This is a genomic window from Marinobacter sp. UBA2688, from assembly GCF_002352785.1.
Lineage (GTDB): Bacteria > Pseudomonadota > Gammaproteobacteria > Pseudomonadales > Oleiphilaceae > Marinobacter > Marinobacter salarius.
In genome coordinates this window covers 81,009-105,653 of sequence record NZ_DELU01000023.1, presented here as the reverse complement: position 1 = coordinate 105,653, position 24,645 = coordinate 81,009, and the positions used below count along the sequence as shown (strand labels likewise).

At 57.6% G+C, this 24,645-nt stretch carries 28 protein-coding genes; 14 read left to right on the top strand and 14 right to left on the bottom strand.

Annotated elements, in window-relative coordinates:
- Both B3M52_RS12020 and nuoN read left to right on the top strand, forming a co-directional pair.
- The coding region (locus B3M52_RS12020) for a proton-conducting transporter membrane subunit (RefSeq protein WP_286749626.1) at positions 1-576 on the top strand (576 nt) is incomplete at its 5' end.
- Positions 576-2,015 (top strand): NADH-quinone oxidoreductase subunit NuoN, encoded by a 1,440-nt coding sequence (nuoN, locus tag B3M52_RS12015; protein ID WP_075195895.1) that lies wholly within the window; start codon positions 576-578, stop codon positions 2,013-2,015. The genes B3M52_RS12020 and nuoN, both read left to right, overlap by 1 nt.
- Before the next feature lie 54 nt (positions 2,016-2,069).
- On the opposite strand, the gene B3M52_RS12010 is transcribed toward nuoN, so the two are convergent.
- The 3 genes from B3M52_RS12010 to B3M52_RS12000 are packed head-to-tail and all read right to left on the bottom strand — an operon-like array spanning position 2,070 to position 4,552.
- Positions 2,070-2,525, bottom strand: coding sequence for an MgtC/SapB family protein (locus B3M52_RS12010; protein ID WP_075195894.1), 456 nt, complete (start codon positions 2,523-2,525; stop codon positions 2,070-2,072).
- Between the two features lie 49 nt (positions 2,526-2,574).
- Positions 2,575-3,741, bottom strand: coding sequence for an AI-2E family transporter (locus tag B3M52_RS12005; RefSeq protein ID WP_036204413.1), 1,167 nt, complete (start codon positions 3,739-3,741; stop codon positions 2,575-2,577).
- The gene (locus B3M52_RS12000; RefSeq protein WP_075195893.1) at positions 3,725-4,552 is read right to left on the bottom strand and encodes a zinc-dependent peptidase; all 828 of its coding nucleotides are present in this window, start codon (positions 4,550-4,552) and stop codon (positions 3,725-3,727) included. The genes B3M52_RS12005 and B3M52_RS12000 overlap by 17 nt, the downstream gene beginning before the upstream one ends.
- Before the next feature lie 215 nt (positions 4,553-4,767).
- On the opposite strand from B3M52_RS12000, the gene B3M52_RS11995 reads away from it, so the two are divergent.
- Positions 4,768-5,847 carry an alpha/beta hydrolase gene (locus B3M52_RS11995; protein WP_036204418.1) on the top strand — a complete coding sequence of 360 codons (1,080 nt, stop codon included), beginning with the start codon at positions 4,768-4,770 and terminating at the stop codon, positions 5,845-5,847.
- 9 nt (positions 5,848-5,856) lie between these two features.
- Here the strand turns inward: B3M52_RS11995 and B3M52_RS11990 are convergent, their stop codons facing one another.
- The 3 genes from B3M52_RS11990 to B3M52_RS11980 all read right to left on the bottom strand — a co-directional run bounded on the left by B3M52_RS11990 (position 5,857) and on the right by B3M52_RS11980 (position 8,758).
- Positions 5,857-6,708, bottom strand: a complete 852-nt coding sequence (locus B3M52_RS11990; protein WP_075195892.1) for a lipase secretion chaperone — start codon at positions 6,706-6,708, stop codon at positions 5,857-5,859.
- A gap of 66 nt (positions 6,709-6,774) precedes the next feature.
- A complete protein-coding gene (locus B3M52_RS11985) occupies positions 6,775-7,554 on the bottom strand; it encodes an SGNH/GDSL hydrolase family protein (RefSeq protein ID WP_036204420.1) in 780 nt (259 codons plus the stop codon).
- A 178-nt stretch (positions 7,555-7,732) separates the two neighbouring features.
- On the bottom strand, positions 7,733-8,758 hold the full coding sequence (locus tag B3M52_RS11980; RefSeq protein WP_075195891.1) for a 2-dehydropantoate 2-reductase: 1,026 nt from the start codon (positions 8,756-8,758) through the stop codon (positions 7,733-7,735).
- 192 nt (positions 8,759-8,950) lie between these two features.
- On the opposite strand from B3M52_RS11980, the gene B3M52_RS11975 reads away from it, so the two are divergent.
- Positions 8,951-9,622 (top strand): SDR family oxidoreductase, encoded by a 672-nt coding sequence (locus tag B3M52_RS11975; RefSeq protein WP_075195890.1) that lies wholly within the window; start codon positions 8,951-8,953, stop codon positions 9,620-9,622.
- 21 nt (positions 9,623-9,643) lie between these two features.
- Here B3M52_RS11975 and B3M52_RS11970 read toward each other — a convergent pair whose 3' ends face one another.
- From B3M52_RS11970 to B3M52_RS11945, 6 genes are all read right to left on the bottom strand, one after another.
- Positions 9,644-10,504 carry a LysR family transcriptional regulator gene (locus tag B3M52_RS11970; RefSeq protein WP_075195889.1) on the bottom strand — a complete coding sequence of 287 codons (861 nt, stop codon included), beginning with the start codon at positions 10,502-10,504 and terminating at the stop codon, positions 9,644-9,646.
- Complete coding sequence (locus tag B3M52_RS11965) at positions 10,498-11,508, bottom strand: phosphonate dehydrogenase (protein WP_075195888.1); 1,011 nt, start codon at positions 11,506-11,508, stop codon at positions 10,498-10,500. Before B3M52_RS11965 ends, B3M52_RS11970 begins: the two co-directional genes overlap by 7 nt.
- A 9-nt stretch (positions 11,509-11,517) precedes the next feature.
- On the bottom strand, positions 11,518-12,348 hold the full coding sequence (gene phnE, locus B3M52_RS11960) for a phosphonate ABC transporter, permease protein PhnE (RefSeq protein ID WP_075195887.1): 831 nt from the start codon (positions 12,346-12,348) through the stop codon (positions 11,518-11,520).
- 8 nt (positions 12,349-12,356) lie between these two features.
- A complete protein-coding gene (gene phnD, locus B3M52_RS11955; protein ID WP_036204430.1) occupies positions 12,357-13,220 on the bottom strand; it encodes a phosphate/phosphite/phosphonate ABC transporter substrate-binding protein in 864 nt (287 codons plus the stop codon).
- Positions 13,217-14,068 carry a phosphonate ABC transporter ATP-binding protein gene (gene phnC / locus B3M52_RS11950; protein ID WP_075195886.1) on the bottom strand — a complete coding sequence of 284 codons (852 nt, stop codon included), beginning with the start codon at positions 14,066-14,068 and terminating at the stop codon, positions 13,217-13,219. Before phnC ends, phnD begins: the two co-directional genes overlap by 4 nt.
- A gap of 171 nt (positions 14,069-14,239) precedes the next feature.
- Positions 14,240-14,446 (bottom strand): cold-shock protein, encoded by a 207-nt coding sequence (locus tag B3M52_RS11945; RefSeq protein WP_007151952.1) that lies wholly within the window; start codon positions 14,444-14,446, stop codon positions 14,240-14,242.
- A gap of 312 nt (positions 14,447-14,758) precedes the next feature.
- On the opposite strand from B3M52_RS11945, the gene B3M52_RS11940 reads away from it, so the two are divergent.
- From B3M52_RS11940 to B3M52_RS11910, 7 genes are read left to right on the top strand one after another with little or no spacing between them, the layout of a single operon-like run.
- A complete protein-coding gene (locus B3M52_RS11940) occupies positions 14,759-15,082 on the top strand; it encodes an antibiotic biosynthesis monooxygenase family protein (protein WP_036204434.1) in 324 nt (107 codons plus the stop codon).
- Between the two features lie 6 nt (positions 15,083-15,088).
- Positions 15,089-15,673 carry a CPBP family intramembrane glutamic endopeptidase gene (locus B3M52_RS11935; protein ID WP_177190601.1) on the top strand — a complete coding sequence of 195 codons (585 nt, stop codon included), beginning with the start codon at positions 15,089-15,091 and terminating at the stop codon, positions 15,671-15,673.
- A 46-nt stretch (positions 15,674-15,719) separates the two neighbouring features.
- Positions 15,720-16,238, top strand: a complete 519-nt coding sequence (gene thpR / locus B3M52_RS11930) for an RNA 2',3'-cyclic phosphodiesterase (RefSeq protein ID WP_305956646.1) — start codon at positions 15,720-15,722, stop codon at positions 16,236-16,238.
- A gap of 20 nt (positions 16,239-16,258) precedes the next feature.
- Positions 16,259-16,654 (top strand): acyl-CoA thioesterase, encoded by a 396-nt coding sequence (locus tag B3M52_RS11925; protein WP_036204438.1) that lies wholly within the window; start codon positions 16,259-16,261, stop codon positions 16,652-16,654.
- A 35-nt stretch (positions 16,655-16,689) separates the two neighbouring features.
- Entirely contained in the window at positions 16,690-17,118 is a 429-nt protein-coding gene (locus B3M52_RS11920) for a PaaI family thioesterase (RefSeq protein WP_041335346.1), read from the top strand.
- 11 nt (positions 17,119-17,129) lie between these two features.
- Positions 17,130-17,408 (top strand): hypothetical protein, encoded by a 279-nt coding sequence (locus B3M52_RS11915; RefSeq protein ID WP_075195884.1) that lies wholly within the window; start codon positions 17,130-17,132, stop codon positions 17,406-17,408.
- A 3-nt stretch (positions 17,409-17,411) separates the two neighbouring features.
- Positions 17,412-18,755: a diguanylate cyclase domain-containing protein gene (locus tag B3M52_RS11910; RefSeq protein ID WP_036204444.1), complete on the top strand. Its 1,344-nt coding sequence runs from the start codon at positions 17,412-17,414 to the stop codon at positions 18,753-18,755.
- Positions 18,756-18,766: 11 nt separating this feature from the next.
- Here B3M52_RS11910 and B3M52_RS11905 read toward each other — a convergent pair whose 3' ends face one another.
- Positions 18,767-19,168, bottom strand: coding sequence for a DUF2721 domain-containing protein (locus B3M52_RS11905; RefSeq protein ID WP_036205745.1), 402 nt, complete (start codon positions 19,166-19,168; stop codon positions 18,767-18,769).
- 217 nt (positions 19,169-19,385) lie between these two features.
- Here B3M52_RS11905 and B3M52_RS11900 point away from each other — a divergent pair, with 217 nt between their 5' ends.
- The 3 genes from B3M52_RS11900 (at position 19,386) to B3M52_RS11890 (ending at position 23,466) form a co-directional block, all read left to right on the top strand.
- Positions 19,386-20,747, top strand: coding sequence for a glycine cleavage T C-terminal barrel domain-containing protein (locus tag B3M52_RS11900; RefSeq protein WP_036204446.1), 1,362 nt, complete (start codon positions 19,386-19,388; stop codon positions 20,745-20,747).
- A 72-nt stretch (positions 20,748-20,819) separates the two neighbouring features.
- On the top strand, positions 20,820-21,749 hold the full coding sequence (locus B3M52_RS11895; RefSeq protein ID WP_075195883.1) for a methylenetetrahydrofolate reductase: 930 nt from the start codon (positions 20,820-20,822) through the stop codon (positions 21,747-21,749).
- On the top strand, positions 21,730-23,466 hold the full coding sequence (locus tag B3M52_RS11890; RefSeq protein WP_075195882.1) for a formate--tetrahydrofolate ligase: 1,737 nt from the start codon (positions 21,730-21,732) through the stop codon (positions 23,464-23,466). The genes B3M52_RS11895 and B3M52_RS11890 overlap by 20 nt, the downstream gene beginning before the upstream one ends.
- On the opposite strand, the gene B3M52_RS11885 is transcribed toward B3M52_RS11890, so the two are convergent.
- On the bottom strand, positions 23,458-24,570 hold the full coding sequence (locus B3M52_RS11885) for a GlxA family transcriptional regulator (protein ID WP_036204452.1): 1,113 nt from the start codon (positions 24,568-24,570) through the stop codon (positions 23,458-23,460). The genes B3M52_RS11890 and B3M52_RS11885 overlap by 9 nt on opposite strands.
- Positions 24,571-24,645: the final 75 nt, after the last annotated feature.

Sequence of the window (24,645 nt, the reverse complement as noted above, 5' to 3'; positions counted from 1 at the left end):
CACATGGGCTTCGTGCTGATTGCCTTGTATTCAGGCTCGGAACTGGCGATTCAGGGTGCGATCATCCTCATGGTGGCCCATGCCTTCTCCAGTGCCGGGCTGTTTATTCTCAGCGGCCAACTGTATGAGCGCATTCACACCCGTGACATGCGGATCATGGGCGGCTTATGGGGTCGAATCCCGGTGCTGCCCGGTTTTACCCTGTGTTTCGTTGCCGCCTCCCTGGGTATGCCTGCCACCGCCAATTTCGTGGGTGAATTCATGGTGCTGTTTGGCACCTTCCCCAGCGCGCCGGTCGTGGTGGTGATTGCCAGCTTGGGGCTGGTGCTGGCGGCGATATACTCCCTGCTGCTGATGCAGCGGGTGCATTATGGCCCGGAATACCGCCAGGGCGCCCTGAGAGGGCCGGACGCGAGAGAATACGGCATGATGTTGGTGCTGCTTGTGCTGACGGTGATGGTGGGGCTCTATCCTCAGCCAATACTCGACATTACCGCCCCGATAGCGGGCCCGGCTGCCGAGCTGTTTGAGCAAGCCGGGGCAGAACTGGCCAGCCGCGCAGGGGAGGTGAACTGATGCTGACCCTGGCAAATCTGGTTGCACTCATACCACTGATCGTCGTTGGTGCCACCGCGGTGATCGTCATGCTTGGCGTAGCCTGGCAGCGGCACCATGGTGCCACGGCGTTGGTTTCGGCCGTTGGGCTGGTATTGGCTCTGGCCTGCGTGCCTGTGGCCTCCACAGCATTGTCATCGCCGCCACTGATGACTATGGATGGGCTGGCGTTAATGGGCAGCGTGCTGGTGCTCCTGTGTGCGCTGGTCACGGTCGCCCTGAGTCATCATTACCTCACCGGTTACATCGGCCCCAAGGAAGAGTTTTACCTGTTGCTCTTGTGTGCGGTGACCGGGGCACTGGGGCTGGTGGCCAGCGACCATCTGGCGACCCTGTTCATCAGCCTGGAGCTGCTGTCGATGCCCCTCTACGGCATGTTGGCCTATAGCTTTCGGGCAGAACGGTCTCTGGAAGCCGGCATCAAGTACCTGGTTCTGTCTGCGGCCGCGACGGCGTTCCTGTTGTTTGGCATGGCGTTGATCTATGCCCGTACCGGGCATCTCGACCTGGCGGGCCTGGCGACGGGGCTGGCAAACACCTCCGATGCGTGGACGCTGGCTGGGGCTGTGTTGATGCTGGTGGGGCTTGGTTTCAAGCTCTCCATTGTTCCCTTTCATCTCTGGACGCCGGACGTATACCAGGGTGGGCCTGCGCCGGCCACCATTTTCCTCGCCACGGTCAGCAAGTTGGCGGTGTTCGTGCTGTTACTGCGTCTGGTGACCGTTGCGCCGGTGTTTAACAGCGACTGGTTGAACACGCTGATAACACTGCTGGCCCTGATCACCATGTTGTGGGGCAACCTGTTGGCGTTGTTCCAATCCAACCTGAAGCGACTGCTTGGCTATTCCTCCATTGCCCATTTTGGCTACCTGATGGTGGCTATCGTTGCAGGTGGGGCACTGGCAGTAGAAACCGTGGGGGTTTATCTGGTGACCTACCTTGTCACCACACTGGCAGCCTTCGGCGTGGTTACCCAGCTGTCCAGCCCATTCAGTGGTGAAGATGCCGCCGGACTGCACTATTACCGTGGGCTGTTCTGGCGCCGTCCATGGCTGGCAGCCGTGATGACCGTGAGCTTCCTGTCCCTGGCTGGCATCCCGCTCACGGCGGGGTTTATCGGCAAGTTCTATGTATTGGCACTGGGGGTTGCTGAAAACCGCTGGTGGCTGGTGGGCGGTATCGTCGCAGGCAGTGCCATTGGCCTGTTCTACTACCTGAGAGTGATGGTGACCCTGTACCTGCCGGAACCCGGCATGCGCCGGATGGACGCCACCAACGACTGGGGTAACCGCATTGGTGGGCTGACGCTGCTGGTCGTGGCCGTGTTGATCCTGGTGCTGGGTGTTTATCCCTCGCCAATGATCCAGTGGGTGGCCGGGCTGTCGACAGCTGCGTTCTGACCTCCGGTTTTGGCCGGATCAGTGATCGTCAATGGCCTAATTATCGTTAATGACCTAATTATCGTTAATGACTTCGTGCTCGAACCGGCCAAGAACCACCATGATGATCAGCGCCAGCGCCGTGACCATGCCGGCCAGGGCGAGGTTGCCGATGCCGCACGCAACGCCAACTGCGCCCGCTGTCCAGATGGATGCACCAGTGGTAATACCCTGAATACTGCCACGGCTCTGAATAATGCTGCCAGCACCCAGAAAACCGATGCCGCCGATGACGCCCTCAACGATCCGCGTGGGATCGATTCGTGCCGAGGGGTCGCCTTCGGCAGTGGCGAACAGGATATGAATCCCCATCATAATGAAGGCCGAGGCCCCCAATGACACTAGCATGTGGGAGCGCAGGCCTGCGGCTTTGCCTCTCAATTCCCTTTCCAGCCCCAGTAACAGGGCCAGCCCAGCCGCGGCCAAAAGTCGGAACAACATATCCATCAGGGGGATTTCACTGTCGAACATCGTGTGTCTCCTTTGTTGTTATTAAGCGATGAATGAGTGAATGGGGCGTCTATTTTCCTAGCAGTTCACCGACCGGGCGTAAATTAACGACATGGTCGCACAATGACTTGACGATCATCAGGATTGGAGTGGCAACCACGAGGCCTACGGGTCCCCAGAGCCAGCCCCAGAACAGCAGGCCGATAAAGATGGCAACCGCGTTGAGGCTGGAGATATGGCTGGTGAGCCAGGGCGTCAGCAGATAGCCCTGAACGCTGGTGATGGCCAGCGACGTGCCGGCAACAATGATCGACATCTCCAATTCGCCAAACTGGATAAAGGCGGCCACACCTGTACCCATAAGCACCAGGAACGGACCCAGGTACGGCACGGCACTGGCGACGCCTGCCAAAACACCCCAAAAGCCGGCCTGTTCAACGCCCAGTGCCAAAAACGCCAGCCAGGTCAGCACGCCCACAAATACGGCACCTACAAACATCACAAACAGGAACTGTCGTACGCTGCGATGGAACTCGTTCATGATTCGGGCGGCTTTACGCATTCGTGCGAAGGATGGCCCGGATATTTTGACGATCTTGCGTCTGTACAGCGAGCCAATGGCGAGCACGAAATACACCAGCAACAACGCCGAGAAGCACTGGGAAATCAGCACCAGCGCTGCCGGGGAACCCTGAAGTACGTAATCTTTGATCTCGAGGGGTTCGTCCACCACGCGCACGGGCGTTGCACCCGATCGGGAGGCGTCTTCGTTGCCCTGATCGGGGCTGGCGGTGGCTTCAATTTTCTTTGCGGCGGATTGCGCTTTTTCCATCATGCTTTCCCCGTCCTTGGGGCGGCTGGCTTCATTCTGCTGAAACTGTTCGATGGCCACCGGTATCTTGTCCAGCATAGCCATGGCTTCCTGCTTCAGGGGAATACTGGCTCCGGCAATGATACCGATAAGCAGAATCAACACCACAGCCGCCGCCAGGGGGCGGGGTACTCTCAACCGATTGATTGTGGCGACAAGGGGTTCGAGGGCGTAGCTGATTAACACCGCCACCACCAGTGGCAAAAGAACCGCCTGGGCCCAGTCAATAAAATAAAGGGTTGCGATACTTGTGAGTGTGATAAGCGACATGCTGCGCATGTTGATGGCGTCAATCAGCGCCTGACTGTTCTGGGAGTTGTTGTCTGCTCCCGACTCCTCACGCTTTGTCTTATCGCCGTTCTCCATGGGATATTGCCTCCGTGTCTAATCGGTAAAACCGTTGCAGCGCTTCGTAGACTTCCGGCTGTTCCGCTTTCAGGTGCTCCGGTTGTTGGTAAAAGGCTTCCGTCAGCACTGCAAAAAACTCGGCGGGTTCGGTGGCGCCGTATGGGTCCAGCCAGGGCTTCTGGTGATGTTGAAGCGACTGTCTCAAGTGTTCATAGGCCTGAGTCATCGTTTCCTGCCAATGTCTTGCCTGTTCGCCGCTAAGTGGCGGAGCGCCGTCCGCAGTGCCGTCCAGATAGTCCAGCTGGTGGGCGAATTCGTGAAGAATGACGTTGTGGTGCCCAGCAGGATTGACGGCACCTTCCTCGCACTGTGTCCAGGCCAGAACCACCTGTCCATAACTTGAGGCTTCGCCGGCGCGAATCTCGTTACTCTCGCTCACCACCAGGCCATCATGCTCAATATCCCTGACACGATAGGCATCCGGATAGACCAGGATACTGCGGATGTCGTCGAAGTCGGAATAGCTGCGGTTCATGATGAGCAGGCAGGCATGTCCCGCGATGGTCAGGCGTACGGTGTCGTCCGCCTCGAACCCATCGCAGCCGTAAAAGGATTTCTCCGCCAGGAACAACTGTACATGCTGTTCCAGTTGTCGTTTCAGCTTGGCCGGCAACCCGGGGAATAGGGGCACCTGGGACTCGAGCGTCGCGCGCCAGTTCTCCGGAAAGGGAGTTTGAAGCTGTCTCTCGCGACGCCAGTTGCGGTAGAAAAACAGATAGAAAACCGAGGCGGCAATCACGGAAATCGCGCAGAGAGTGTAGATCAGCATGGGCAAGATTCCGGGGCCGTGTGGTGATTTGACATTTTAGTTCAGTTTGCTAATTAATTAGGTGTTGGGTAGCAACATTCCCACCGTGCGATTGAATTCTGATGCCGTTCATCATAGGGGGTTGTAGGGCGGCCGTCAGGGAACTTTTCGTTACTTCCTATCAGTAGTGGCCACCAAGTCGTTCCGTGGCATGGAAGCATAAAGGAATCTGCTCCATGTATATCGTAACCAATAGAACCGTCGATGAAAGCAAACACACAGAGAGTGAGGCCTTTGGCAGTAAACCCATTGAAGGCCCCAACGAGTTGCGGCTGGCGGAGGCATCCCGCCGGCGAAACCGCTGGCATATTGATATCCTGCCTGACCAGATCACACCGCAAATGGCGAAGAGTGTCGATCTTAATCCCGACAATACCTACCCGGCGAGCGCCTACGTGGCCCGCAAACTGATCGAGAGATCCGGCCACGGCGCTGGTGCGCGCCCGAACGGAAGAAACCTGCTGTTGTTTGTTCATGGTTACAACAACGATATGACTGATGTGCTTGATCGTGCCGAAAGGCTGGAGCAGAACTTCGGCGTTGAAGTCATTGTGTTCAGTTGGCCCGCCAATGGTGGAGGGTTGCACGGCGTGCTCAGCTACAAGAGCGACAAGCGGGACGCCCTCGCCTCGGTAGGGGCATTCAATCGCGTGCTGGAGAAGCTGGAAGCCCTGGTGAGCGACTTTCATGCGCAGTACGTGATGGATCTGGAGGCGCGTGCGGAAGCCCGGTTTGCAGACAACGCCGCCGCGTGGGACCGCTACTTTGCGAAGGAAGTCGAGAAGCACTGCCCGTTCACTGTGAATCTGATGTTGCACAGCATGGGGAACTATCTCTACAAGCATTTGCTCGGGAGTTCGGTGTACAGCGGAGATCGGCTGTTGTTCGATAACGTTGTGATGGTGGCCGCGGACACCAATAATGAGAACCACGCCGAGTGGGTGGACCGAATTCCCTACCGCAATCGTCTCTATATCACCATCAACGAAAACGACGGAGCACTAAAGGCCTCACGCCTGAAAATGGGCGAACAGCAGAAAGCCCGGCTTGGCCATTACCTGCGCCGGCTGGATTCCAGGGTGGCGACCTATATCGACGTTACCAGCCAGCCTCATGTCGGGGATTCCCACGCCTACTTTGAGGAGTCGCCGTTAAAGAACGCGAAAGTTCTGGATTTCTTCAAAGCATCGTTGAATGGAAAAGTGGCTGAGAAGCCGACTCGTTATGATCCGTCACGAAACGTTCACCGATTGTGATTGCGGATTTCAGTTAACCCCAAATCGCCGCTCTCGCTCAAACCGGAAGAATCCGTCCCGTTCCTCAAGGGCAATGGTTTTGGCAGAGCGCCCGAAGTGTTCTGCACGCAAATCGTCCAGCGCTTTATCCAGTTGATCTCCGGAATAGCGCCGGGCAAGTTGGTTTCGTTCGGCCATGTAGGCTTTGCCATTTTGCCAGCGTTCGTTGCGTTGCTGGTCCTGCTTTGAAAGGCGGCTGATGGCTTCTTCCGGATAGCCCATCTGGCGGCGCAGGCTGTTGATGCGTTCCTGGCGAGCGTCTGCCGATAAGGTGTGGAGGTGGCTCTGAACAGCGTCGAGGCTGAACAGGGTGCGAGCCATCACGTCCGGGCCAATAAGCCGTCGGGCCATATCGTTGTTGTAAAGTTGTTCTACGGAGGTTTTAAGCTGGTGCGCGGTTTCTTCCGGGGTGATTTCGTGGGCTTGGTCCAGTCGCTGCAGTTCCGCCTGAAAGGCGTCCTGATTCGCATGCATGGGAGACTCCCGCTCGCCCCATATACGGCTGGCCTCGTCACCGAACAGTGCCTCCCGTTTTTCCCAGAGCGCTGTCTGGCGTTCGAGCATGGGCATGCCCTGCAACAGCAGCCGGTTGTCTTCCAGCCATTGCTCGTACGCGGAGAGCTTTGCAAGGTCTTCATTGCTCAGGGCTGATGGCCCCTGGGATTGGGCCGGCGGTGATGTAGCTGGTTGGCCGGGCAGCACCGGAGTGGACGAGGTCTCGGACGTCAAAGGCTGTACGGGCGTCGTCGACAGGCTAAGGATAAAGCCGGCCGTGCCCAGAATCACCACGGCCAGCCCTGCAAGCCAAAGGGATGTTTTCACAAAGTATTTTCCTGTTCACCGGTTGTCAGGGAGCCTTTCAACGTCGTTGACGGCCCCCTGGTTGAGTTACAGCAAAGGCTGGAGTTTCGGCCAGATCAACTCTGCGATCTTTTGGGAGCCACTATCGGCCGGGTGTATGCCATCGAAGATGATGTCGCTCTCCGTCACCACCTGTCTTGGGTCCACGAAGGTACAGTCGAGAGTGGAATATTCGCAGGCCCTGGCGAGGATTTTGTTGCCGTAGTCGACCGCCTGTTTCATGCTTTTAAGACGGAAAAGGCCGTTCTTGGTGTAGTAGTAACCCACCAGCACGCCGTTCTCCACGCCCGCATCGGACAATTCGTTCAGATAGTTCACGCCGTCCACATACAGATCATCGATCAGATCCTTGCACTTGCTGCTGAGGCGGCCGAACTGATACCACTGGGTTTTGCAGTTGTATGGGTCAAGGGCAATCGCCGGAATAAGGATGTCGTTACCGCCGCCATTACCAACCATGGTGCGGATGTCGGGATTGTCCTCCTGTGCGGTGGCGAACTGCTCGACAACAGAGGGCGCGAGGAACCCACCGGTGAGTTCGGCGCCGGAGACCGTGTAGCGGCGGAAGGTTTCCCCGGCTTTGGCTTCCAGTTCGTCCTGGATCTTGCCGGACAGGGCGAAGATTGAGTCGCCCAGGAATATCACCTGGTCGTTGTCCGCATCAGAGACCTGGGGATTGCTGAGCAGTTGTCCCAGCTGGCCGCAGCCTGTCATAGCCATGGCCATCGCAGTGACCGCCAGGAGTCGAAACAGGGAATGGCCTTTGGAGGAGGTGTCTCTTTCGTCACAGTGTCGGATCTTGTTCATTATTGTGTCTCCGTTGTTGGGGATGAATGGTGCCTGGCGAGGCACCATTCATTCGCAACTTGCACAAATTGTGATCAGCGCAACAGGTCGGAAGTGGCTGTTTTTTTGTCTTTTTCGGCGGGATGAGCTGGAGTGTGACTGGCCTCTCGAAACGATGTGTTCGCTTTTGACCGGCAGGTTATGGTCTGGAGTGATCGGTGAGCTCATTCAGCAATTCAGAAGCACCCCAGGTTTTTTCCGTTTCCTCCCGTTGATGCATCAGTCGCACGAGTTTGCGGTTGACCGGTGCGTCCGTACCCAGCTTTTCCGCCAGTTTCACCACTTCGCCATTGATCCAGTCAATTTCGGTTGGGCGCCCGGCCTGGAGGTCTTCCCACATGGAGGAACGTGCAACAGGATCGATGGTGAGCATCCGTTTGGCTAGTCGGGTAAACAGCCAATCTGGTAGTGACATCACGGAAGGAATCAGTTTGGTAGGCAGGCCTGTGAGTTTTACCGTGGGTATGCCTGCCGATTTAAGGAGCTCTAGCGTCTCTCTCTGAGCCATTGCCAGGCAGCGGCGATAGTCCCTTTGCGAGAGCTCTTCCAGCAGCGGAACGCCAGAAAGGGCGTTGACCGGGTTATTCAGATTGAGTAACAGCTTGGACCACATCACCGATTCGATATCGCGCCGCAGTTCCAGGGGGAGCCCGGCATGCTCAAACCAGGGCAGGGCCGGTTGCAGTGACGGGTGCCGGTCGGCCATCAGGTGGCCCTGAGTGCCTTGATGGAAATGCCCCGGCTCCTGTTGCAGCACGTTGAATGGAACCATCCCGGCCAATACGTTGGCGTTGGGCATAGCGGCCTGGAGGTGCTCTGCGTTGGAGATTCCGTTTTGCAGGCTGACCACCGGTATGCCCTTGCTCACCCAGGGCGCGAGCTGTTTGCCGGCTTCGGAGGTGGCGGCGGATTTGACCGTTACCAGCACAAGATCGGCGTTGCCTGCCGCCTCGGCAGAGGTCACATACTGATGCTCGGCCAACTGGCTGTGGAAGCGAAACCCTTCATAGTCAGTGACCGTCAGTGGGGAGGTTCGAAGGCGCTCCTGCATGGTCTTTCGGCCCACCATGACCACGTTCACACCGGAAGAAAGCAGCCTGCCTCCGAGGTAACAGCCGATACTGCCAGCGCCAAATATAACGACCTTGAAAGAACTCTGCGTCACGGGCTTTGCCTTATTGTTTTCCCAAATAGTGGAAGGGCTGCCCGCGAGAGTCAACTATCAGGCGGAGCTACGGGTCGAGATGATCTTTCCCGCTAACGACAGTGCCCGGCGATTTTTCTCTCAACTTGAGGGTTGAACACTGCAGTGGTGAGTCCGTATAACGGACCTTTATCCCAATAACAGGAGGCTGTCATGCCTGAACAAAGAACCGTTGTGATTACCGGGGCCAATCGCGGCATCGGGCTTGAGTTGGCCCGTCACTATGCAGGTGAAGGCTGTGACGTGATTGGCGTATGTCGGGAAGCGTCTCCCGAGCTCAAGGAGGTGGCGACTCGAGTCATTGAATCTGTTGACGTCACCACGGCAAGTGGACTTCAGTCATTGATTGACGGCGTGAAGGGCCAGTCGATCGACCTGCTGATCAATAATGCCGGCCTGCTGCAGGATGAAAAACTGGGCAGCATTGATTTCGATTCCATTCGTACCCAGATGGAAATCAACGCTTACGCGCCATTGAGGGTGGCGGAAGCGCTGGTGTCCCAGATACCTTACGGCGGTAAGATTGCCAACATCACCAGCCGGATGGGCTCCATCGCGGACAACGACTCTGGCGGCCGCTATGGCTATCGTGCGTCCAAGGCGGCGCTGAACGCCTTTGGCAAGTCCCTGGCGATGGACCTTAAGCCAAAGGGCATTGCGGTGGCCCAGCTCCATCCCGGTTATGTGCAAACCCGTATGGTGAATTTCGGCGGACTGATTACGCCCGAGGAGTCAGCAAAGGGCTTGGCGGCGAGAATCGAGGGCCTTAACCTGGAAAACACGGGCTCCTTCTGGCACAGCAATGGTGAGGAACTGCCCTGGTAATAACTTGCCAGGGGGCCTCGCTCAGTGGCATAGGTGGCTGACAAAGCTGGAGACCGGTGGATGCCGGGCAATCGTCTCGGGGCAGATAACCACCAGTTCCTTGGCAAGCCCGGGATCGCTGACGGGGATGGCTCGCAGGGTGCCTGCTCGCACTTCGTCAGTGACCGAAGCCGCCAACACCAGCGAAATACCCACCCCCGCCTTGACCGCCTGCTTTACAGCTTCGGTACTGCCCAGTTGCATCGATACCTCCGGAAAAGGCCCGTCGTCGCCAAAGAAATTAGCCAATAAACGGCCAGTGCCGGTCCCTGGCTCGCCGCCCAGCAGCGTCATTCCTGCCAGGGCTTCCCGGTTGATCTGCGTCATATCGGCACAGGGGTGGCCAGGCGGCACAATCAACACCACTGGCTCCTGTTTCCAGTCACGGGCCTGGAAGCCGGGCTTGGGGTGCCACCACTCCATGACTGCGATATCCAATTCGCCGCTGGTGAGCTGTCGTGCGATGGCGGGGTTATTGTCGATCACCAGATCCACGTGCGGAGAGGTCTTCCGGTCCATGAAGGAGCGAACGTGAGGCTGCAGCATGTAGATACCGATGTTGGAGCTGGCACCTACCCGCAGACTTGTTCCCGTGACCGCCTCCCGCGCGCGTTGGTCCAGGCGTAACATGCTTAGGGCGAACGGCATCAGCGCCTGGGCCGCCCTGGTGGGTTCGCAACCGGACTTGCCGCGTTGGATCAATAATACGTCCAGCTGCTCCTCCAGTTTCTGAATGTGCTGGGATAGGGTGGGCTGGGCGATGCCGAGGTGATTGGCGGCGGCCTGGAAACTGCGGTGCTGAACGAGGGTGATAAAACTCTTGAGCCAGACCAGGTTCAGCATACTGTTCCCTTGGGTTCGAGCGGTGAGTTGACCGCGTCCTGGGGCTGATGGCCTCTGAGCGCCTGAAGGATGTTGTCGGCTGCCCGCTGTTCGATGGCAAATCTCACGTCCCTGACGGCCGAGCCCGTGTGTGCGGTGAACAGGGTGTTCGGGTGGGCCAGCAGTGCCGGATCAATCCGCTGCGGGCGGTCCGGTCTGGCCCAGTCTTCCATTTCAAACACGTCCGCCGCGTAGCCACCCAGATGTCCGTACGTCAGCGATTGCAGAACGGCTGCCTCGTCCACGACGGAACCCCGGCAGGGATTGATTAGAAAACTACCGCGTTTCATCTGGCGCAGGCGGTCAGCGTTGAGCGTGTGCAGGGTATGTTCATTAAGCGCCAGGGCCAGTATGACGATGTCGGATTCGGCCAGCAGGTCATCAAGCTCTGATCTGGAAAGGCCCAGGGCGTCTTCTTCGGCAGCCGGTAGGCTTTCCGGTTGTGAGTACAGTATTCGTGCGCCCCAGCCCTGGAGCCGTGTAGCCACGGCTTTGCCGATGGCTCCCATGCCCACAATACCAATGGTCGAGCCTTCAATGCCGAGGCCATAGAATTGAGGCTGCCAGCCCTGGAATTCTCCGGAACGGACGAACTGGTCTGCTGGCCGGATCTGGCGAATCAGGCCTATGGTTAATCCAACGGTGAGTTCGGCGGTGGGCACGGTCAGCAAATCGGGCACGAAGGTCAGCCAGACTCCGTGACGGGTGCAGGCGTCCACGTCAAAGTTATCGAATCCCTTCAGGGCAGCGCCGATCACTTTCAGGTCGGGGCAGGCCACCAGAAATTCCTCGCTAACGCGATCTGGCATAAACGCCATCATGGCATCGGCCGTAGCCGCGCGAGCTCTCACCGAATCCGGTGGCAGGGTGACGGCAGACTGGTTAGTGATCAGCTCGCAGTGGGGCTCCAGGCTGGCAAGTATACTGTCGTGGACCCGGTGAGTGATGACAACTCTTGGTTTCATTCGCTGTCCTTATTTGAATGTCTTACGGAGGTGGCCGCTCAGGCTGTCCACCATCGTTACCATCAGCAGTATGACAATGAGGATGGCACTGACTTCCTGATACTGCATGATGCGCAACGACCCCATGAGCTCGAAGCCGATACCGCCGGCACCGACCATGCCCATGACGGTGGAGGCGCGAAAGTTGTATTCCCAGCGATAGATAGACACATCGGCAAACTGTGGTAGCACCTGCGGCAGAACCGCGTGCCAGAGTACTTGCAAACGCGTAGCTCCGGAGGCATCAGCGGCCTCAACGGGGGCTTCATCCACATGCTCTATGGCTTCTGCGAAGAACTTGCCGACCATACCGATTGAATGCAGGCCAAGGGCCAGTACCCCTGGCAGTGCGCCAAAACCCACGGCCGCGACGAAAATAATGCCCATGATGAGTTCCGGTACGGAACGCAGGCCGTTCAGCAGGGTGCGGGTCAGGTGAAACACAGCAGGGTGGGGCGTGGTGTTTCGGGCCGCCAGAAAAGCCAGGGGCACAGAGGCCGAAACCGCAATCGCGGTGCCGGCGATGCTCATCGCCAGTGTGTCCAGCAGGGGCGACATCCAGTCCATCACATTGGTGAAATCAGGTGGTAGTGACTCTCGCAACAGGGTGGCGATCGCGGGGACGCCGTTAGCAAGGGTGCGGAAGTCGAGCAGGTTCACGTACCAGCTGGCGAAAAAGACCACCGCCAGTACCAGGCCTGCCTGCCAAAGCTTGCTCCGCCAGCCCCGTGCGTGTTCGTCCAGCACGGAAGCCGACGGAGCCGGCGACAGGGCCGCCGGTTCCGTCGTCGTGTGAGTCATAAAGCCTCTTACATCTTCGCGAAATCAAGGTTGAGCAGGCCGCCCATCTTGCGGATCACGTCGTAGTCGGAATCCTCGATAGCGGCAAACCCCTCGGCCTTAAGGTTGTTCAGGATTTCTTTGTCATTAATGCTGATGAAGGCGTCGCGTATCTTTGCCTTGAGGTCCGGGTTCAGGTTTGACCGCATGGCCCACGGATACTGTGGGAACTCGCCGCTGTAGCCAAGAATCCGGACGTTATCGCGATCAATCAGGCCGCGGTCCATGACATGCTGGAAGATGACTTCCGACAGGCCGCCGGCCTCAGCGTTGCCGTTGGCCACGTTCACCGCAACGGAATCGTGGCTGCCGACGAAGTGGGCTTCATAGTCCCTGTCTGCTTCCAGTCCGGCAGATTCAAGCAGCACCGTTTTGGGGATGAGGTGGCTTGAGGTGGAGGCGCGATCGCCATAGGCCATTTTCTTGCCCTTGATATCGTCATAGGACTTCACGCCCGAGTCCGCATTGGCGATGAGGATGGAACGGTACGTGGGTTTGCCGTCTACAATCATGGCGGCGAAAGGCTCGATGTCGCTTTTACTCTTCGCCATCACGTAGGACAGTGGGCCGAAATAGCCAAGGTCGATACGGCCGAAGCGCATGGCTTCGATCATGGACGAATAGTCCGTTGTGACGATCAGTTCCACTTCTTTCCCGAGGGTGCTTTCCAGGTAGTCTTTCAGAGGCTGGTTGCGCTTGATCAGTTCAGAGGCATTTTCATCGGGGAGCAGGGCGACCTTCAGCAGATCCGGGTTGGGGTCTGCTGCGGAGGCCTGCATGTTCATTCCCATCATCAGGCAGAGCACTAACACGAGGTTGAATAACGGTTTCATTGGGCGATCTCCAGTTGCTTGGTGGGATGGTTCGATGGTTGAGGGTGGGAGGGCTGCGCGGCGGTCTTGCCGGGGTCGGAAACTGCAACGCTCGCGCTGTGGTAGATCTCATCAAGATGGTGTTGCTCCAGCTTTGCCGGTTCCGCATCGAATACGATCCGGGCGTTTGCCAGGCCGATGATGCGATCGGCAAACCGCCGGGCGTACTCCAGCTGGTGCAGTGACATTACGGCGGTGATACCGTCCTCCCGGCAGATATCGCGCAAGAGTGTGAGTACCCGTTCGGACGTTGCGGGGTCCAGACTGGCGACAGGCTCATCCGCGAGGATCATGGACGGCTGTTGCGCCAGGGCGCGGGCGATACCCACCCGTTGTTGTTGGCCGCCAGACAGTTGATCCACCCGCGCAAGGGCCTTTTCACCAAGACCAACACGCTCCAGGCAACGCAAGGCGTACTCCAGTTCCGCCCTCGGTAGGGGAAACAGGCTGCGCCACGTACTGTGGTAGGCAAGCCGGCCTGTGAGTACATTCTGGAGCGCGGTATGTCGTTCGATGAGTTGGTGGTGCTGAAAGACCATGGCAGTTCTACATCGGTGCCGGCGGACCGTCCTGCTGGTCTTCAGGGTGCCGAACTCAGCCGAGATCACCGTGCCGGTGGTGGGTTGCACCAGATGATTGAGTGAACGCAGAAGGGTCGATTTGCCCGCGCCCGAAAGGCCGAGTAGTACCGTAAACTCACCTTTGTGGAACTCGACGGTGGTAGGTCGCAGCGCCAGGACGTTGCCGGGGTATGTTACTCCCATGTCCTCGATGCGGAGCATCATATCGGGGGAATGCACAGACGGCATGGAATCACCTTTTGCAATACATAAGCTCGCTTTATTGCGAGTTACAATGCAACGGTAATCCTTGAGGGTGACAAAACAGTGTCAGGTAGGTGACAGGTCAATGACGAAATTATGAAGGGGCAATAAAAAAAGGCAGCCGAAGCTGCCTTTTTCAAACGTGCTGACTGTTATTTAAACAGCAACAACGTTCTCTGCCTGAGGGCCTTTCTGGCCGTCAGTTACGGTGAACTCAACCTGCTGGCCTTCTGCCAGGGTCTTGAATCCGCCGCCTTGAATAGCGCTGTAGTGAACGAATACGTCAGGGCCGCTTTCACGAGTGATGAAACCAAAGCCTTTTGCTTCGTTGAAAAACTTAACAGTACCGGTAGTAGTCGACATAATCATAATCCTGAAATCGATAATTTAATGTGCCGCCAGACCATCTTGAACGATGACTGATCAGCGTTGTGCGGAAACAAAAAACGCGCGGAATCAAAAACAGGACGGACAACTACCAAAACAACAGAGATGCGTCTTATTCGTGAAATGCTGTGCTAAATCTTTCCTACGAAACGAACTTTACTCCTATGTCCCCGGAATTGCCAAGTTTATTTGTAGGCATTTACCGATGCGATCCAAAATCAAAACAATTACTCTGAGAGTCAGAGGCCCGTTATTTGGGAAATTGCCGTTTGGAACGAGGGTGAACTCATGAAATACATCTTCGAGGTTCGCATACGAGAAGGGCACACGGCAGAGGAATACGCCGATGCCTGGGTTCGTGCCAGCGAGATCATCCAGCAGGCGCCGGGCGCGCGCGGAACAGAGCTGCACCGGAAAATTGGTGACCCGAATGTGCTGATTGCCATCGCCAGTTGGGACAGCAAAGAGCAGCGGGATGCCATGGAAGGGCAGCATAACCCGGAAGTGGCCCGAATCATCCGCAGCGCCGCGCCATTTTGCGAAATTACGCCGCTTGGCGAATTCGAGGACCCTGAGTGGGTAGTTATGCCGCCTGGCAAGCGAGGTAGATGAGTGGCCATGGCTCGAAAACGCCCGCAGATCCCATCCACGGCCGCATTGGGATTCCAGGCCGGCATTGGTGTGGTGGGGCTGCTGGCGATTTTTCTGTTCGGTATACCGGTTCAGTACGATGGTTTGAGCTTTGGCTCGGTCGTTCTATGGGGAGTGGCCGGCAGTGTGGCAACGTACGTCGTGATCATGATGCTGACCTGGCTTCCGGGCCGGCTTCGTGACTCTCTGGAATCCCAACTGGAGCAGTTGCATCGTTTCGCCTGCGAGTATTCCTGGTCGGTGCTGGTAGCCTTGGCAGTCTTCGCAGGAGTCGGTGAAGAATTGCTGTTCCGCGGGGCGATCCAGGGTTGGCTGGCCCAACACACCCACGATGCGGTTGCGATAGTCGCTGCGTCGGTGCTGTTTGGCATGGTGCATTATCTTTCGTTCACCTACTTTCTATTGGCGACCGGGTTGGGAGTGGTGTTGGGAGTAGCGTATGCACTGACGGACAGCCTGCTGCTGGTAATGGTCTGGCATGGTGTTTACGACATGATTGCGCTGTACTGTCTGCGTCGGTTTCCGGAATGGTTTGGGGTGCGGGTTGGATAAACCAGAAACACATCGTCTGTTCTTCGGGTTGGAAATCCCCGATTCGGTGAAGCAGCGTCTGGTGTCAATTCAGCAACCGGTTGCAGGGGCGCGCTGGCAGCGACCGGATCAGTTGCATCTTACGCTGGTATTTCTCGGTAGTGTGGCCAGGCAGCGGTTGCCAGATGTATGTGATGCTGCCCGAAACCTGCCAGTTGGACAATTTGATCTCACCGTTTGCGGCCTGGGCTGCTTCGGCCGACCGGACTTTCCAAAAAATCTGTGGGCCGGAGTTCAGCCAGCGGATAAACTGGCTGAGCTTCACGAGGTGCTTAACCAGAGTCTGTGCATGCCTGGGTTTGAGCAGGAAAAACGCCCGTTCTGCCCACATATCACGTTGGCTCGTTTCAAGAGGCAGCGTGGGTCAGTCGCCGAATTGCTTGAGTCTCAGGAACGACAACCTATAGGGACCTTTTCGGTGGGCGGGATCGCGTTGTTTGAAAGCACACAGGGGGCTCATGGGTCTGTCTATCAGATCATTGAACGGTTTCCCCTCGCCGGAAATCCCGAGAGACTTTGCCGCTAACACGATGTAAGGGGAGTCAAATGTTCCACTACGAAACCGAACCAAGATTCAGCGACACCGACGCACTTGGCCATATCAATAACACGGTTTACCCGGTCTGGTTTGAGCAGGCGAGAACACCGGTGTTCCGTATATTCCATCCTTCCCTGGAGCCGAAAGGCTGGCCACTGATTCTCGCCCGCATGGAAATTGATCTCAAAGCCCAGTGTTACTGGGCCACGCCTGTTAAGGTGCGGTCCGGAATTGGCAAAGTCGGCAACTCTTCCTTCGAGGTAATCCAGGAAGCTTGGCAAAATGGTGTTTTGGTTGCGCGTGGCGTTACCGTGCTGATTCATTTCGACTACGAGACTCAAAAGTCGGTCCCCATCCCTGAAGCGGTTCGTAGCGAGCTTGCAGTGCATACTTTTGAGGCATAAACCGCTGGATTGCCAACCACAGTTCCGGAGACAACGTGGACACGCTTAACAATAACGAAGTGGAACGGATTTTTTCATCGGCACCGTTTGTTGCAGATATTGGTCTGGAACTGGTGTCTATCAAAACCGGTGAATGTCGCTCCCGTCTGGTACTGGCGGAACGGCATCTGCAGCAGGACGGTTTCGTGCACTTCGGGGTGCAGGCTACGGTGGCGGATCATACGGCCGGTGCTGCCGGTGCCTCCGCTGTTAAATCCGGGCAGATGGTCCTGACATCGGATTTCTCGCTGAAGCTGCTGCGGTCAGCCAGCGGGACACATATCGAGTGTGTCGCCACTGTGCTCAAGGCAGGCTCCACGTTAACCGTGGTAGAGTCTGAGGTGTACTGTGGCAAGGCCGGCGACATGAGGCTTGTCTCCAAGGCAACGGTGACACTGGCCATTGTCAGCCCCAAAAACAGGTGAGGTGGCGTGCAGTGAAAGACATTTTTCGAAAGCTGTTCTGGCCCATTCTCTGTTTTTTCGAGAAAGGTGGAAGCGTCGAGGGTTATCGTCAGTCGCATCGTAAAATACTGCTGGTGGTCGGTTTCCTGTTCCTGGTTCTGTCCGGGGTGTCGCTTTTCTTTTCAATCTTCGCGGAAACCTTCAGCGCTTTGTTACCTATTGTGCTGTTTTTCGTGATCAGTCTCGTCTGTTTCGTGGTAGGACTGCTGGGCAGCGATAGTGCTGTAGCCCGGATCTGGGGCACCCGATAGGCCATGGGCCCCACCATTCCGCCGGAAAGCTTTATCGACCTGCTGCTGGACGCACTCTGCGTTGTAGATCGCGATGGCTACGTTCGCTACGTCAGCGCAGCCAGTGAGCGGGTATTTGGTTATCTGCCGGAGGAAATGATTGGACGGCGAATCCTGGATTTTGTTCATCCGGAGGACCTTGAGAAAACGCGCCAGGCTGTCAAAGAAATCCTGCGGGGAGAGCTGAAGCCGTACTTTGAGAACCGTTACATCCGCAAGGATGGCTCAACAGCCCATATCATGTGGTCTGCCCGTTGGTCTGAAAAGGAACAGATCCGCGTGGCGGTCGCCCGTGACGTGACCCAGCGCAAGCGGGCCGAGGCTATGCAGGCCGCCATGTATGCCATATCGGACGCAGCGAACAGTTCGGATAGCCTGCCTGCCATGTTCCGGCGAATTCACCAGGTTGTGGAAGGCCTGATGTCAGCGCCTGCTTTTATGGTGGCGCTCGTGGATACGCAGGGCGGTGAGTTGTACTTTCCCTATAATGCCGACCGTCATGAGACGGGAACCCCCGGTTTCTCTCAGGATATCGGTTCTCTCTGTGAACAGGTCATCCGTTCCGCCAGGGCTCTGTTGCTGACGCCCGGAAGCAGCGTGGCTTTTTCGCCTCAGGCGATCGATACCTCGCACGTTGAGGTACGTCACCACTGGCTGGGTGTGCCTCTGAAATCATCCCAGGGTGTGTTCGGCGCGATTGCCGTACAAAGGCAATCAAAGAGTGCGTGTTACACGGACGAAGACAGAGAGCTGTTGGAGTTTGTCGGCATACAGGTTGCCGCCGCGGTGGAGCGTAAGCAAATGCAAGCGCAATTGGAGCATATGGCCAGGTACGACCAGCTGACGGAATTGCCGAACCGTAGCCTGGTCCTGGACCGGATTCAGACAGCGCTTGCGCGTGCAGCCAGGGAAGTCGGCTTTCTGGCGATACTGTACCTCGATCTGGATGACTTCAAGCAGGTCAACGATACCTACGGACACGCCGTCGGAGATCAGGTCTTGCAGGAAATGGCTCGCCGATTGGTGCAGGGGGTTCGGGCCGCAGATACGGTTGGTCGGCTGGGTGGCGATGAGTTCATCGTGCTGCTTGATGGAATTGAACAGCCAAGTGACGCGGACAGTGTTGCTGAAAAATTGCGGGCAACTCTCAGTGAACCCTACGAGTTGCCGATGGCATCCCTGACATTGATTCCAAGTATTGGTGTGGCTGTCTATCCCGAACACGGGGACAACCATGAAGCACTGATTCGCTACGCAGACAGCGCCATGTACCGGATGAAAAAAGGAAGACCGGATCCGGTTTCCTGAACGTTTGCGTGTTACTCCCCGGCTCGTTTCCTGGCTTCGAAGTTTTCAAGCTCAACGTTGATGGCGTTGGTCGAAATCACGATTTCGTACAGCGAATACAACAATGAGACCGACAGTAATATCAGGCTGATGCCGAACGCGATGGCCCCTGCAAGCTGAGCTCCCACAAACAGAACAAACATGGACATGGTGCAGACAAAAAAGCTGAGTACACCGTAAGCCTGCATCCGTTTAGTCAGCAAAATGCGTTTGCGCAGCATGCTGATCTGGCGGGCGATAAGGGCATGGTCTTCTTCCGTATCCATTTGCTTAAGCTGGCGTATCAATTGCGCTAGAACAAGAAAGCGATTGGTGTAGGCCAGCAGCAACAGTGAAATGGCGGGAAACAGAAGGGCGGGGGTGGTCAGTGTCAACGTCGACTCCTTGATCTGCACGGACAGGTTTGACCAATATAGCAGGCTTTGTCGGTTGCTGTAGCCCCATCTCATGCTTGGCACTTTGGCGCGGCTTCCAGGATTCATCACGGTGGTGTTGACGTTTTTGGTTGTGCCAGTGTCGTATTGGTTCAACCTGATAACTGAAAACAGGGTCACATTAGAGCTATCGACAACCCGGTAGGGGGAGATAGCAATGGCCGTTAAATTTGAGCAAGCACTTCTGGATTATCCGCAGCAACGGGCGGGCGCCGCCCGCCAGCCTGACAGTGTTGACCAGTCCGACCGTCGGGTTCCCATTAACCTGCGCCAGTCCGGCCCCACGCCGGTGGAGATGTTGATCTCCACCCGTGTACGCAAGTCGCCATACTGGCACCTGGCGTACGAAGCTGGATGCTGGCGGGCGACCGTTTACAACCGTATGTATCACCCCCGGGGCTATGTCCGTCCGGAAGATGGCGGCGCCATGGTGGAATACGAGTCGCTGATACATGACGTCACCATGTGGAATGTCGCCGTAGAGCGCCAGATTCAGGTAAAGGGGCCGGACGCGGAACGCTTCGTGAACTATGTGATTACTCGAGATGCCACCAAGATAAAACCTATGCGTGGCAAGTACGTCATCTTGTGCAATGAAGAGGGCGGCATTCTCAATGACCCGGTTCTGCTTCGTGTTGCCGAGGACGAGTTCTGGTTCTCCCTTTCCGATAGCGACCTGGAATTCTGGTTGCGGGGCGTCAACATCGGGATGGGCTTCAACGTCACCATCGCGGAAATCGATGTAGCACCGGTGCAGATCCAGGGTCCCAAATCTGAGGCGCTCATGGCTGACCTGTTCGGTGAGCGCGTGAAGGAGATTCCGTACTATGGCTTGATGGAGGGCCAGGTGGCCGGTCATGACGTGATTATCTCCCAAACCGGTTTTACCGGTGAGAAGGGTTACGAGATTTACCTCAAGGAAGCCACCAAATACGCCGAAGACCTCTGGTACACCGTGCTTGCCGCCGGTGAGGCCCACAATCTGAGAGTGATTGCGCCGGCGCATCACCGCCGAATTGCTGCCGGTATCCTTTCCTGGGGCCAGGATGTGGATCAGGAAACCCTGCCATTCCAGTGCAACCTGGCGTATCAGGTGCCTCGCAACAAGGACGCGGATTACATCGGTAAGCAGAAGCTCGAGAAAGTCCGCGAGCAACTGGACGCTGGCCGACCGCCTTTCAGTCACATCATGGTGGGTATCCGTTTTGGCGGTGGCCAGGTAACCGACTATGCCAACGACTTCTGGCTGGTCAGCGGACCAGAAGGCGGCGAGCCAGAGGGCTATGTTACCTCGCCCTGGTATTCGCCCGAGCTGGAAACCAATATTGGCTTGGCCTATGTGCCGTTTGACCTGCGTGCTGTTGGCACCCGCCTGACGGTCCACCTGCCGGTGGAATACGCCGCTACGGATGGCTCAACGGCTGTCGAGGCGGAAGTGGTGGAAGTTCCGTTCCGGCCTTCGGTGAACCCCAACGCCCGCGAGAGGGCACGGGCGAAGGGAATCGACTTCGCGGACTAGCAATGCAGTGGGGCAGACGGCGGTGGCCGTCGCCTGCCCGATGCAAGCAGGTATCAATGGGGTGCGTGATTCATGAAACTGGTGAGTGATAAACAGCCGTTCAGTGCCCATGACGCGGAAGCCACCGCACGGATGCAGGCCCTGGTACGTTGGGCGTCCATTGAGGCAACACCCCGCCAGATACTGGCACAGGAGCATTTGCCGGATTTGCTGCCGCGGGGCACCTGTGTCTACGTGCCTTTTCTGCCAAAAGGCCAGTTCAGCGATACCCTGCGGGCATGCCGACATCTGCTGAGCGTTGGCATGCAGCCGATTCCTCACGTACCCGCACGTATGGCCGAGAGCCGCGGGCAACTTCGGGACTGGCTCTCGCAACTGAATGAAAGCGGCGTTGACCGTTTACTGCTGATTGCCGGCGACAGCGATGCGATCGCCGGCCCTTTTCCAGATACCCTGGCCGTTCTGGAATCTGGCTTGCTGGCCCAGTTCCAATTCCATGGTATCGGTGTGGCAGCCCATCCGGACGGGCATCCCATGGCGGACCGGGCAACACTCATCCAGGCCCTTGGTATCAAACGCGAATACGCGCGCACGACGTCCACGCGGCTCTGGGTGGTCACCCAGTTCACCTTTGACGCCAACGTGGTCATCGACTGGCTGCAAAGCCTCGGCAGCATCCTGGAAGAGGTGCCGGTATACATTGGCATGGCCGGCCCGACACGGGTGAAAACGCTCATTGCCTATGCGGCTCAATGCGGAGTGGGAGCATCGGCCCGCCTGATGCTGCGACGCCCTGGCAGCGCCAAACTGTTGCGTGCGTGGTCGCCGGACGGAATGGTGCGCGCGCTTGTCCAGTATTGCCTGGACAACCCGGATACTTTGCTACGGGGCATTCATCTTTTCCCATTCGGTGGCCTGCGCCAATCGGCGCAATGGATTCAAGAACACAGTGGGTCCATTGAGGACCAGAGAGGTCAGTTCCATGAGTCTTCAGTACAGTAAGCTGACACCCGCAACACCACCGGAAGCTGACTTTCCGCCGCCGGGCACTCCTGACATTGAGATCGCTCGCTCGGTCCAGCCTCAGTCTATTCTGCTGCTGGCCCAGCAGCGTTTCGGTCTGCCAGGGGAGAGTCTGGTGCCGTTCGGCCACTACAAGGCCAAACTGGATATGGCCTATGTGGATACCTCAGATAGTGCGCCCCGGGGCAAGCTGGTACTGGTGACCGCCATAACGCCCACGCCAGCGGGGGAGGGCAAGACCACCACCAGTGTGGGATTGAACGACGGTTTCAATCGCCTGGGCGTGCGTTCGTCCGTGTGCCTGCGGGAGCCCTCCCTGGGCCCCTGTTTCGGCATGAAAGGGGGCGCAGCCGGCGGTGGCCGCGCGCAGGTGATTCCGATGGAAGACATCAATCTGCATTTCAACGGTGACTTCCACGCCATCACCACGGCCCATAATCTGCTGGCGTCGTTGATCGACAACCACATTCACTGGGGTAATGAAACTGGCCTGGACCCTCGTTATGTGAGCTGGCGGAGGGTGATGGATCTTACCGACCGATCCCTGCGCAACATGGTGTGCGGACTTGGTGGTGCGGCCCATGGCGTGCCCCGGGAAACCGGGTTCGATATTACGGTGTCCTCCGAGATCATGGCGATCCTGTGCCTGGCGGACGGTCGGGCGGACCTCAAGCAGCGGCTGGGCAATATCATTATCGGCAGGCGCTCTGATATGACTCCGGTGACCGTTCGTGACCTGGGTGTGGAAGGGTCGTTAACCGTGCTTCTGAAAGAAGCGCTGCAGCCTAATCTGGTCCAGAGTTTGGAGCACAACCCGGTGTTTATCCACGGTGGGCCGTTTGCCAATATCGCCCATGGCTGCAACTCCGTGACCGCCACCCGTGCGGCTCTGGCACTGAACGATGTGGTCGTCACCGAGGCGGGATTTGGCGCCGACCTGGGGGCGGAAAAGTTCATAGATATCAAGTGCCGGCAAACAGGCTTGCGGCCAGACGCCGCCGTGGTTGTCTGTACCATTAGAGCACTCAAGATGCAGGGTGGGGTCCCTCGCAGCCAGCTCTCCGTTCCCGACCTTGCTGCTTTGAGGGCCGGTGCCGCCAACCTGGAGCGACACGTTCGTAATCTGCAGCAGTTCGGACTGACGCCAGTGGTGTGCATCAACCGTTTCCCAGACGATACCGAGGAGGAAATGTCGCTGGTGCAGTCCATCAGTGAGTCGCTGGGTGTGCGTGCTGTGCCTGCCGACCACTGGGCTATGGGTGGTGAGGGTGCCACCGAACTGGCCCAGGCGGTGCTTGATCAGATGGACGAAGGCACACCTGAGGTGAACTTTCTCTATGAAGACGGCCTGCCGCTGGCGGATAAAATCCGCACCATCGCCACGCGCATTTACCACGCCGGTAGCGTGGAATTCACCACGGTGGCGAAGCGGCAGCTGGAGGAATACGAAAGCCTGGGGTTTGGCCACCTGCCAGTATGTATTGCCAAGACTCAGTACAGCTTTTCGGCGGACTCGTCGGTGAAGGGAGCGCCGTCCGGCCATATGCTTCCGGTAAGGGAAGTGCGCCTGGCGGCCGGCGCCGGCTTTGTGGTGGCGGTGTGTGGTGACATCATGACCATGCCCGGTTTGCCACGCCATCCCGCGGCACTGGACATTGCTCTGGATGAAAACGGCCTGGTGGTGGGGTTAACCTGACCCGGTGTTCTCGAAAATGCCATAGGTCGGCTCAGACCGGGCGCGCCTCAATGCCTGCAGAGAGGAAGACGGCAGGCTGGCCATGGAATCGGTAAAAACCGCGCTGGAAGAGCCCTGGGAATAAATTTCCATTCGCTCGTGTTTGGGCGCTCGCCCCATGGTCTTGCGATAGCATCGGCTGAAGTGGGTGGCGGACACGAACCCACACATGGAGGCGATTTCCACAATCGAGCAGGATGTCTGCTTGAGCAATCGGCGTGCCCGGTTAAGGCGCACCCGCAGGTAATAGCGCGAAGGCGTGCAGCCCGTGTGCTTGAGGAACAACCGTTCCAGTTGCCGCCGCGAAATGCCGGCCAGTGTTGCCAACTCCTTCAGTTCGATGGGCTCTTCGATATTGGCCTCCATCAACTGGGCCGCCTCCGCCAGTTTGGGTTGGGCGCACGCCAGTCGCGGGTGCATGGGCATCGGTTGCTGTTCACTTTCCTCGCGCACCCGGTCGCACACAAACATGTGGGATATTGCATTACTGAGCTCCTGGCCGTGACGCCTTGCCAGAAAGCTGAGCATCATGTGCATGGGGACGGTACCACCGGTACAGGTCATGCGTTCCCGCTCGACGGTGAACAGGCGGTTGTTGGTCTGTACCCGTGGGAAACCCTCCTGCATGGCCTCCAGGCATTCCCAATGGGCGCTACAGGCATGACCGTCGAGAAGGCCTGCGCTGGCCAGGACATAGGGGCCAGTGCAGACCGCCCCAAGGAGGACGTGGCGACGCGCCATCTGCTTCAACCAGACGACCTCTTTGCGGGAAAAACTCCGGGTAACATCAATACCGGCCACCACGATCACCAGGTCAAACCGGTGCTCTTCCTGGATCGACCCGTCGGGCAGCATGGTAATGCCATCGCTGGCACGGGCAGGTTCGCCTTCGGCGGTAAGCAGCTTCCAGGAATAGAGTTCAGTACCGGCCAATTGGTTGGCCATGCGCAGTGGCTCAACGGCCGTGGCGAGGGCAATCAGGGTGAAATTATCGATCAGCAGGAAGCCGACCCGATAGGGCTCTTGGGCGGGCCTGTCTGTGTGTGAGCCTGTGTCAGCGGTCATGGTAAACCCCCTTGCCCCGCCTGGGCCTGTCGCGGCAATGTCTGGCTGTCACACCAATTGTATTACCTCAACCTG

Coding starts and splice junctions, on each gene's coding strand:
- phnE (WP_075195887.1), bottom strand. CDS start 12,348: ATGACTCACACGACGACGGAACCGGCGGCCCTGTCGCCGGCTCCGTCG.
- B3M52_RS11995 (WP_036204418.1), top strand. CDS start 4,768: ATGTATATCGTAACCAATAGAACCGTCGATGAAAGCAAACACACAGAG.
- B3M52_RS11910 (WP_036204444.1), top strand. CDS start 17,412: ATGGGCCCCACCATTCCGCCGGAAAGCTTTATCGACCTGCTGCTGGAC.
- phnD (WP_036204430.1), bottom strand. CDS start 13,220: ATGAAACCGTTATTCAACCTCGTGTTAGTGCTCTGCCTGATGATGGGA.
- B3M52_RS11900 (WP_036204446.1), top strand. CDS start 19,386: ATGGCCGTTAAATTTGAGCAAGCACTTCTGGATTATCCGCAGCAACGG.
- B3M52_RS11940 (WP_036204434.1), top strand. CDS start 14,759: ATGAAATACATCTTCGAGGTTCGCATACGAGAAGGGCACACGGCAGAG.
- B3M52_RS11885 (WP_036204452.1), bottom strand. CDS start 24,570: ATGACCGCTGACACAGGCTCACACACAGACAGGCCCGCCCAAGAGCCC.
- B3M52_RS12005 (WP_036204413.1), bottom strand. CDS start 3,741: ATGGAGAACGGCGATAAGACAAAGCGTGAGGAGTCGGGAGCAGACAAC.
- B3M52_RS11895 (WP_075195883.1), top strand. CDS start 20,820: ATGAAACTGGTGAGTGATAAACAGCCGTTCAGTGCCCATGACGCGGAA.
- B3M52_RS11945 (WP_007151952.1), bottom strand. CDS start 14,446: ATGTCGACTACTACCGGTACTGTTAAGTTTTTCAACGAAGCAAAAGGC.
- B3M52_RS11965 (WP_075195888.1), bottom strand. CDS start 11,508: ATGAAACCAAGAGTTGTCATCACTCACCGGGTCCACGACAGTATACTT.
- nuoN (WP_075195895.1), top strand. CDS start 576: ATGCTGACCCTGGCAAATCTGGTTGCACTCATACCACTGATCGTCGTT.
- B3M52_RS11975 (WP_075195890.1), top strand. CDS start 8,951: ATGCCTGAACAAAGAACCGTTGTGATTACCGGGGCCAATCGCGGCATC.
- B3M52_RS11890 (WP_075195882.1), top strand. CDS start 21,730: ATGAGTCTTCAGTACAGTAAGCTGACACCCGCAACACCACCGGAAGCT.
- B3M52_RS11935 (WP_177190601.1), top strand. CDS start 15,089: ATGGCTCGAAAACGCCCGCAGATCCCATCCACGGCCGCATTGGGATTC.
- B3M52_RS12000 (WP_075195893.1), bottom strand. CDS start 4,552: ATGCTGATCTACACTCTCTGCGCGATTTCCGTGATTGCCGCCTCGGTT.
- phnC (WP_075195886.1), bottom strand. CDS start 14,068: ATGCCGTCTGTGCATTCCCCCGATATGATGCTCCGCATCGAGGACATG.
- B3M52_RS11985 (WP_036204420.1), bottom strand. CDS start 7,554: ATGAACAAGATCCGACACTGTGACGAAAGAGACACCTCCTCCAAAGGC.
- B3M52_RS11925 (WP_036204438.1), top strand. CDS start 16,259: ATGTTCCACTACGAAACCGAACCAAGATTCAGCGACACCGACGCACTT.
- B3M52_RS12010 (WP_075195894.1), bottom strand. CDS start 2,525: ATGTTCGACAGTGAAATCCCCCTGATGGATATGTTGTTCCGACTTTTG.
- B3M52_RS11970 (WP_075195889.1), bottom strand. CDS start 10,504: ATGCTGAACCTGGTCTGGCTCAAGAGTTTTATCACCCTCGTTCAGCAC.